Origin of the sequence: Pseudonocardia sp. KRD291, from assembly GCF_019263595.1 — a bacterium.
Lineage (GTDB): Bacteria > Actinomycetota > Actinomycetes > Mycobacteriales > Pseudonocardiaceae > Pseudonocardia.
Genome location: NZ_JADQDD010000290.1, coordinates 1 through 7,615 on the forward strand (window position 1 = coordinate 1; position 7,615 = coordinate 7,615).

Annotated in this window: 6 protein-coding genes and 1 pseudogene; all 7 read right to left on the bottom strand. The window is 74.7% G+C overall.

Features of this window, described 5'->3' with window-relative positions; translation table 11 throughout:
* Positions 1-440: pseudogene (locus I4I78_RS27345) on the bottom strand (hypothetical protein); the annotation flags it as partial.
* Positions 441-476: 36 nt separating this feature from the next.
* Positions 477-1,709: a DivIVA domain-containing protein gene (locus I4I78_RS27350; RefSeq protein ID WP_218614382.1), complete on the bottom strand. Its 1,233-nt coding sequence runs from the start codon at positions 1,707-1,709 to the stop codon at positions 477-479.
* Between the two features lie 129 nt (positions 1,710-1,838).
* Positions 1,839-3,281, bottom strand: a complete 1,443-nt coding sequence (locus I4I78_RS27355; protein ID WP_218614383.1) for an alpha-amylase family glycosyl hydrolase — start codon at positions 3,279-3,281, stop codon at positions 1,839-1,841.
* Positions 3,282-3,314: 33 nt separating this feature from the next.
* Complete coding sequence (locus tag I4I78_RS27360) at positions 3,315-3,698, bottom strand: globin (RefSeq protein WP_308252389.1); 384 nt, start codon at positions 3,696-3,698, stop codon at positions 3,315-3,317.
* Between the two features lie 69 nt (positions 3,699-3,767).
* Complete coding sequence (locus I4I78_RS27365; RefSeq protein WP_218614385.1) at positions 3,768-4,778, bottom strand: mechanosensitive ion channel family protein; 1,011 nt, start codon at positions 4,776-4,778, stop codon at positions 3,768-3,770.
* Positions 4,775-6,934: a prolyl oligopeptidase family protein gene (locus tag I4I78_RS27370; protein WP_218614386.1), complete on the bottom strand. Its 2,160-nt coding sequence runs from the start codon at positions 6,932-6,934 to the stop codon at positions 4,775-4,777. The genes I4I78_RS27365 and I4I78_RS27370 overlap by 4 nt, the downstream gene beginning before the upstream one ends.
* Positions 6,935-7,023: 89 nt before the next feature.
* Positions 7,024-7,615 (bottom strand): pyridoxamine 5'-phosphate oxidase family protein (locus I4I78_RS27375; RefSeq protein WP_226380534.1); only part of this gene is annotated, 592 nt, incomplete at its 5' end.

Genomic DNA, 7,615 nt, shown 5'->3' on the forward strand with positions numbered 1-7,615 from the left:
GCGGCCGCCCCGGGTTCCTGCCGGGCAGGCATGTCATTTGGGGAGACGAGGTCGTCGGCGGCCCCGGACGGCGGGTCGCCGGGGACCGCGTCGGAGAGGAGAGGGTGCCCCGGGGTCGCGGCATCGGAGCCGGGCTCCCCGGCCGGGAGGTCGTCGGCGACCGGCAGCGGCTCGGCGGTACCGGGGCCCTCGGGACCCGGACGACCGCCGGGGGAGAACAGCCCCTCGTCGGCGCGGTCGGGTGCCGCGTCCGGCCCGGGTGCCTCCGGACCCGCGGGCCGCGGCCCGGTCTCCGGAGCGGAGACCCCGGCCCGCATCACGAGGTCGACCAGCGACCCCGGGACGACCGGGATCCGGCCGGTCCGGATCCCCTCGGCGAGCTCGGCGGGATCCTGCTCCGGGCGGTCGTCGGGACCCGGCTGGCCGGGCGGCGACGTCATGCCTGCTGCGACGGTCGGCTGCTCATAACGATCCGATTATCGAGGTCCCCGCGACGGCGGCGTGGACCGGGTCGCGCTGCCGTTCGACGATCTGCCGTCGTCGCTGGTCCGGGACCCCGACCCGGTACCGGAGACGCCTCCGGCCGACGTCGCGCCGTCGTCGTCCGACCGGCCGTCCGCGGCGCTGTCACCCGACCTGGTGAACGACCGTCCGTTACCGGTGGGGCCGGCGGACCGGTCCCGGAACGGCAGCACGCCGATCGAGGCGACGGTGAACGGCGGGATGGTGCCGATCGTCGTCCGCACGTTCGGGTCGTCGTCGTCGGAGATGTCGCGGACCGGGGCGATCCGGAGCCTGCCGGTGAGCGGGTCGTCGCCGTCCGCCCCGGAGCCGTCCGCCCCGGAGCCGTCGGCCCCGGAGCTGTCGGCCCCGGACCCGGAGGCGTCGTGGCCGACACGGCCGAGGGGCTCGTACCCGCCGGTGACCGGCTCCCGGTCGAGCTCGCCGCCCAGTACCCCACGCAGGCGGGCCAGCTCCGCGCGGACCTCGTCGCGCAGGCCGGCGAGCCGTCCGACGTCGCGGGAGGCGTCGGCGCGCTGCTCCCGGACCGCCTCCTCGGCGTGGCGCATCAGGTCCGCGGCCCGGCGCTCGGCGCCCGCGCGTTCCTCGGCGGCGGCACGCTCGGCCTCGTCCCGGATCCGCTGCGCCTCACGTTCGGCGGTCGCGATCCGGTCGTCGACGTCGCGCTGGCGGGCGTCCAGCGAGGCCGCGCGGGCGGTGAACTCGTGGTCCAGGGTGGCGGCCCGCCCGAGCAGCGCCTGCTCGGTCTGGCGACGCTGTTGCTCGACCTCGGCCCGGGCGGTCTCCACCAGGGCAGCGGCCTCGGTGGCGGCCTTCTCCCGCAGGTCGGAGGCCTCCCGTTCGGCGGCCTGCAGGACCCGCTCGACCCGGACCCCGAAGCTGCGCTCGTCGCCGGCCGTCGACGCGGCAGCGCCGTCCTGCAGCCGCCGCAGCTGTGACCGGGTCGCGCCGAGAGCGGCCTCGGCGGCGTCGGCGCGCCGGATCTCGTCCCCGATCCGGCGGTCCAGCTCCTCCAGGCGGGCGTCGACCTGCGCCCGGTCGTAGCCGCGCAGCACGACCGCGAACCACGCACCCGCGCCGCGTTCGCCGCGCTCGGGCGTCGGGTCCGGAACCGGCACCGGGCGGCTCAGGGAGTGCCGGGACAACGCCTCGGCGTCGTTACCGGACAGGTGGTCGTGTGCGTCCATCTGCTCCGCCTTTGCCGGACGGGGTGACATTGCGTGCAAGTTTACCCCCATTAGGGTGGACCGCTTTTCGGCCGTATGGAGTGAACGAGTGAGTCGGCAACGGGTTACCGATACATACCGTGATGTTCGTCAGATCAGCCAAGCTGCCGTGTCCGGCGGGAGCCGCCCGTCCGGCGCCGGCCCGCTGGTGAACAGGACGTCGCCCGGCGGCAGCGGTACCGGCTCCGGGGACGTGTTGAGCGCGCACACCAAGGTCGACCCGCCCCGGCGGAAGGCCAGGCAGCCGGGCGGGGCACCGAACCACTCGACGTCGTCGTGGCCGGCGCAGGCGAGGAAACCGGGGTGCTCGCGGCGCAGCTCCAGGGCCCGCCGGTGCAGCGACAGGGTCGAGCCGGAGTCCTCGAGCTGCTCGGTGGCCACGTCCCAGGCCAGCAGCGCCCGCGGGGCGTCGGGCCCGTCCGGAGCCGGGTCCACCGGTCCCAGCTCGTCGCCGGCGTCGAACAGGACCGCGCCGGGCAGGGCGAGCAGAACCGTGGTCAGGGCCAGTGCCCGGTGCGGGCCGCCGAGGCGTCGTGCCGGCCGCGGTCCGGCCGGGTGGGCGGCCGTCCACGCGGGCGTACCGCCGGCGGCCCGGACGGCGACCAGCGAGTGGTCGACGAGCGTCCGGATCGTCGCGGCGTCGAACGGGCAGTGGGCGAGGTCGGTCCGCACGGCGAGGTGCAGCTCTCCGTCGGCGCCGTAGCGGGCGAACCGCGCCGGGTCGGCCACATCGACCCCGGCGATCGCCACCCGGTCCGGGTGGTGGTCGAGCTCGGCGCGGATCGTCCGGAGCACCTCGTGCCCGACGGCGTGGTCCACGCGCGGGTCGTCGGGCCCGGCGAGCGGCCCGCGGGCGGCGGGGCGCGGGTCGTCGGCCCATCCGTCCGGCCCGTGCAGGGCGTGCGGGAGATCGATCCGCAGGCCGTCCACGCCGCGTTCCATCCAGGACCGCAGGACCCGGTCGGTCTCCGCCCAGACCTCCGGGTTCGCCCAGTTCAGATCCGGGCGGCCGGTCCCGGGCAGGTGCAGGTACCACTCGCCGCCGGTCGCCCCGGCGTCACCGTCGCCGTGCCCGGGTCCGGTGCGGACCTGCGGGGCCCGGTCGGGAGTGGGCAGCCGGGTCCAGGCCGGGCCTCCGTCGAGGGCGTGCCAGTTGGTCGGCGGCTCGCCCCCGCCCGGTCCGCGGCCGGGCCGGAACAGGTACCGCTCGCGCTCGGCGCTGCCCGCGGGCGCCGCGACGGCGTCGAGGAACCAGTCGTGACCGGTCCCGGTGTGTCCGGCGTCGAGGTCGACCAGGACGCGGAGCCCGGCCCGGTGGGCCTCGTCGAGCAGGGCGTCCCAGGGACCGGCCGGGCCGTGGCCGCGGCCGGACAGTGCAGCGGCCGGACCCAGGCACAGCGCGTCGACGCCGAGCAGCTCCAGATAACCCAGCCGGTCCCGGACGCCGTCGAGGTCGCCGGTGCCGTCACCGTCGGAGTCGCAGAACGCGCGTACGTCGATCCCGTACACGACCGCGTTCCGCCACCAGTTCACGGACAGTCATGATGCCATCCGTACGGGGGGAGATCAGAAGTCGGAGTTGACCATACTGGCCGCCGCGTACTGCAGGTAGTGCCACAGCTGCGCACGGTGCTGTTCGTCGAGGTCAGCCTCGTCCACGGCGACCTTCATGCACCGCAGCCATGCGTCGCGCTCGATCGGTCCGACCTTGAACGGCATGTGCCGCATTCGTAACCGAGGGTGACCACGCTGGTCCGAGTAGGTCCGGGGGCCACCCCAGTACTGCTCCAGGAACATCCGGAGCCGGACCTCGGCCGGGCCGAGGTCCGGCTCCGGGTAGAGCGGGCGCAGGATCTCGTCCTCGGCGACCTGCTCGTAGAAGCGGTGCACGATCTTGTGGAAGACCGGGGCGCCGCCGACCTCGGCGTAGAAGTTCTGCGGAGCACTCACGGGGCCATCGTGGCGCATCGCCCGCGGCACGGCAGGACCCGGGCGTCGACGCGGCGCCGCACGCCCGGATCACGGCCTCGGTTCGGCGGTCTCGGTCGTCGCGCGGGGGTAGACCGTCGGGCGGGGGACGCCGTGGTCGTCGAACGCGTCGGTGATGGCCGCGTTGAGCGCCCGCTGCACCGCCCACTGCTTTCCCGGGTGCACGCGGACCGTGATGCGCAACACCACTCCCTCCGATGTGATCCTCTCCACACCGAGCACTTCGGGGGCCTCCAGCACGTCCGCGGAGACGTCGTCCTGGGCCACGCGCTGCACCGCGGTGGTACCGGCGAGCTCGGTGGCCTCCTCCATGTCCGCACTGTGCGCGAGCGGCAGGTCGATCACCGCCACGGCGTAGCCCTGGCTCTTGTTACCCACCCGCAGGATCTCGCCGTTGCGGACGTACCAGACGGTGCCCTGGATGTCGCGGACCGTGGTGATCCGCAGGCCGACCGCCTCGACGGTGCCGTTGGCCTCCCCGAGGTCGACGATGTCGCCGACGCCGTACTGGTCCTCAAGCAGCATGAACATGCCGGAGAGGAAGTCGCGCACGAGGTTCTGCGCGCCGAAACCGATCGCGATGCCCAGCACCCCGGCCGAGGCCAGGATCGGCGCCAGCGCGACGCCGAACTCGGCGAGCACCATCACGAACGCGACCAGCAGCACCACGGCCGAGGTGATCGACCGCAGCACCGAGCCGATCGTCAGCGCCCGCTGCGCGCGTCGCTGGGTGATCAGCGGTGACGCGGCCGTGCGCAACCGCTTCGGCGCGCGACCGAGCAGCCTGGTCATCGCCCCGTTCGTCGCGCCCTCGACCAGCCGGTTGATCGCCCGGTGCGCCAGCCACCGCACGAGGACGGCCACGATCACGATGAACGCGATGGTGATCGCCTTGTCCATGATCGTGTCTGCGGAGCGGGACAGGAAGTCGTTGTGGGTGTAGCGGTAGAAGGTCGCGCACCAGGATCCGGCGTCGGTCGCGCAGGCGGGCTGCCCGATGACCGGGGCCGGCGGGATCAGGTCCTGGATCGGGAGGGTCATGTCAGCTCCAGTCCGGTGCGGGCGGCCAGGAACGCCACCGTGTCCACCGACAGCGCGACGCTGCGCGAGATCGACCGTGCGCCGTGCCCGACGTCGGTCTCGCGGCGCAGCAGGACCGGGTGCGTCACGGGGTCACCGGTGGTGGCCCCCTGCAGCGCGGCGCACATCTTCCGGGCGTGGCAGGGGTCGACCCGGGAGTCGGAGTCGAACACGGTGAACAGCACGGCCGGATAGTCCGTACCGGCCGTGACGTGGTGATACGGCGAGTAGGACAGCAGCCAGCCGAGCTCGTCGGGGTCGGAGGCGGTGCCGTACTCCTCGTTCCAGGTGCGGCCCAGCGAGAACCTCTCGTAGCGGACCATGTCCAGCAACGGGGCCGAGCAGGCCACCGCGCGGTAGAGGTCGGGGCGCTGCGTGAGCGCGGCGCCGACCAGCAGCCCGCCGTTGGAGCCGCCGGAGATCGCGAGGCGCTCCGGCGTGGTGGTGCCGTCGGCGATCAGCGTCTCGGCCGCGGCGTGCAGGTCGTCGAACACGTTCTGCTTGGACCCGCGCTTGCCGGCCCGGTGCCAGGCCTCGCCCTCCTCGCCGCCGCCGCGCAGCGAGACGAGCACGTAGGCGCCGCCGGCAGCGGCCCAGGCCAGCGCGGTGGCGTTGTAGGCGGGTTCGCGGCTGATCCCGAACCCGCCGTAGCCGGTCATCAGCACCGGCAGCGGCGCTCCCGTCCCGGGGGACCCCTGACCCGCAGCCGGGGTGACGACGAACATCCGCACCGTCGTCCCGTCGGCGCTGCGGAACTCGCGTTGCTCGGTACGCACGTCCGGGACCTCGACGCGGCCCGGGCTGGGGGTGTCGAGCACCAGCGCGCCGGTGCGGTCGCCGCGGTGCACGGCGGGCGGGGTGACCAGGTCGGTCCAGCCGACCCAGAGCGACCCCCACAGCTCCGCGGTGTCGCGGTCGGGCACCGACAGGCCGGTCAGCGACCCCGGCCCGGGCAGTGTGACGGTGCCGCGGGGGCTGCCGTCGAGCGCGTGCAGCGCCACCTCGCCGACGGCGTGCCGGGCCCGGGCCAGCACCAGCAGCGGCTCGTCGCCCAAACCCGTCGGCGGCTCCAGGTAGCGCACACCCTCGAGCACCGACTCCGGGTCCTCGGCGACCAGCTCGCGCCAGTGCTCGCGGCCGGGGCTGCGCGGGTCGGTGACGACCAGGCGCCAGCGCGGGGCGCCGTCGGTGGTCAGGGCGTAGAGACGGCCGTCGCGTTCGACCCACATCGAGGCCTGCACGTCGTCGGCCTGGGTGAGGATCGAGGTCAGCTCGGGGACGGGCGCGTCACCGTCGAGCTCGGCGATCCAGACCGAGTCCTTCCGCGCGGTGCCGACGTTCGCGCCGACGATCAGCCAACGCCCGTCGCGGGACAGGCTCACGCCGTAGTAGTTGTGGTGCTCGTAGAGCCCGGGGCCGGTGACGAGCTCGTCCGTCGCCGGGTCGGTGCCGACGCGGTGGCGCCAGACGCGGCGGTGGAAGTCCTGTTCGCCGGTGGGCACCTCGTCCGGGGCGACCTTGCGGACGTAGAAGAACTCCGCGCCGCCCTCGCGCCAGGCGATCGAGGAGTAGCGGCAGCGGTCGATCGGGCCCTCGACCGGCGCCCCGTCGGCGACGTCGAGGACGTGCAGCACCGACTGCTCGTCGCCACCGACCGAGAGCTGGTAGGCCAGCCGCCGCCCCTCCAGGTCCGGGACCCAGGAGTCCAACGTGGTGAGCCCGGACGGGTCGATCGCCATCGGGTCGAGCAGCACCCGCTCCGGACCGGTGCCGGGGCCGTCCGGGCCGGCATCGCGGACGTGCACGACGGCGTGCTCGCCGCCGGGGTCGCGGCGGGCGAAGAACCGCCGTCCGGCCCGCCACAACGGCACCGACACCGCACCCGCGGAGAGCAGCTGCTCCAGCCGGGCGCCGAGGGCGTCGCGGCCGGGCAGCGCGTCCAGGTGCGCGCGGGCCAGGTCGTCCTGGGCCGCCGACCAGGTCACGGTGGACGGGTCGTCCGGGTCCTCGAGCCACCGGTAGGGGTCCGGGACGCCGTGTCCGTGCAGGTCATCGACCAGGTCGAGCCGCTGTGCACCGGGATAGCGCGGGGCGGGGTTCTCGGGGGGCGCGCTCACGTGGCGCGAGACTACGTCACCCGATCCGGACTCCGGCGCGGGTGCGGGCGGAGGCTCGCGCCCCGGCCGGGTACGGACTTCTCGCCCGATCAGGAGCGGAGCAGGGCACCGTCCGGGGTCAGGTGCGCGGGCACCGACCAGGATGCGGGCAGGTCCGGCGACGGCTCCGGGGCGCCGACCACGGTGTGGACCGGCACCACGCCGGCCCACGCCGCGTCCGCCTCGACGTCCTCGGCGTCGTCCGACGGAGGGCCGGTGCGGATCTTCACGCTGGCCTCGGTGAGGTCGAGGGCGAACACGGCGGTGGCCGCGAGCTCGCGCCTGTTCGGGCGCCGCGCGTGGTCCCAGGCCCCCGGCGTGAGGTGCTCGACGACGACGCGCAGCGCCTCCCACCGCTGCGTCTCGTCGGTGACCCGGCGCGCGGTCCCGTGCACGACGGCGCTGCGGTAGTTCATCGAGAAGTGCATGACGGCGCGGGCGTGCACCACGCCGTCGAGGTGGGTGACCGTGACGCAGGCCGGGAACGCGTCACCGCGCAGGTACCGGGCGCCGGCGGATCCGTGCAGGTAGAGCACGTCGCCGTCGCGTCCGTAGGCGGTGGGCAGCACGACCGGTGCGCCGTCGGCGACGAAGCCGAGGTGGCAGATCAGCCCGGCGTCGAGCACGTCGTGCAGGTCGGAG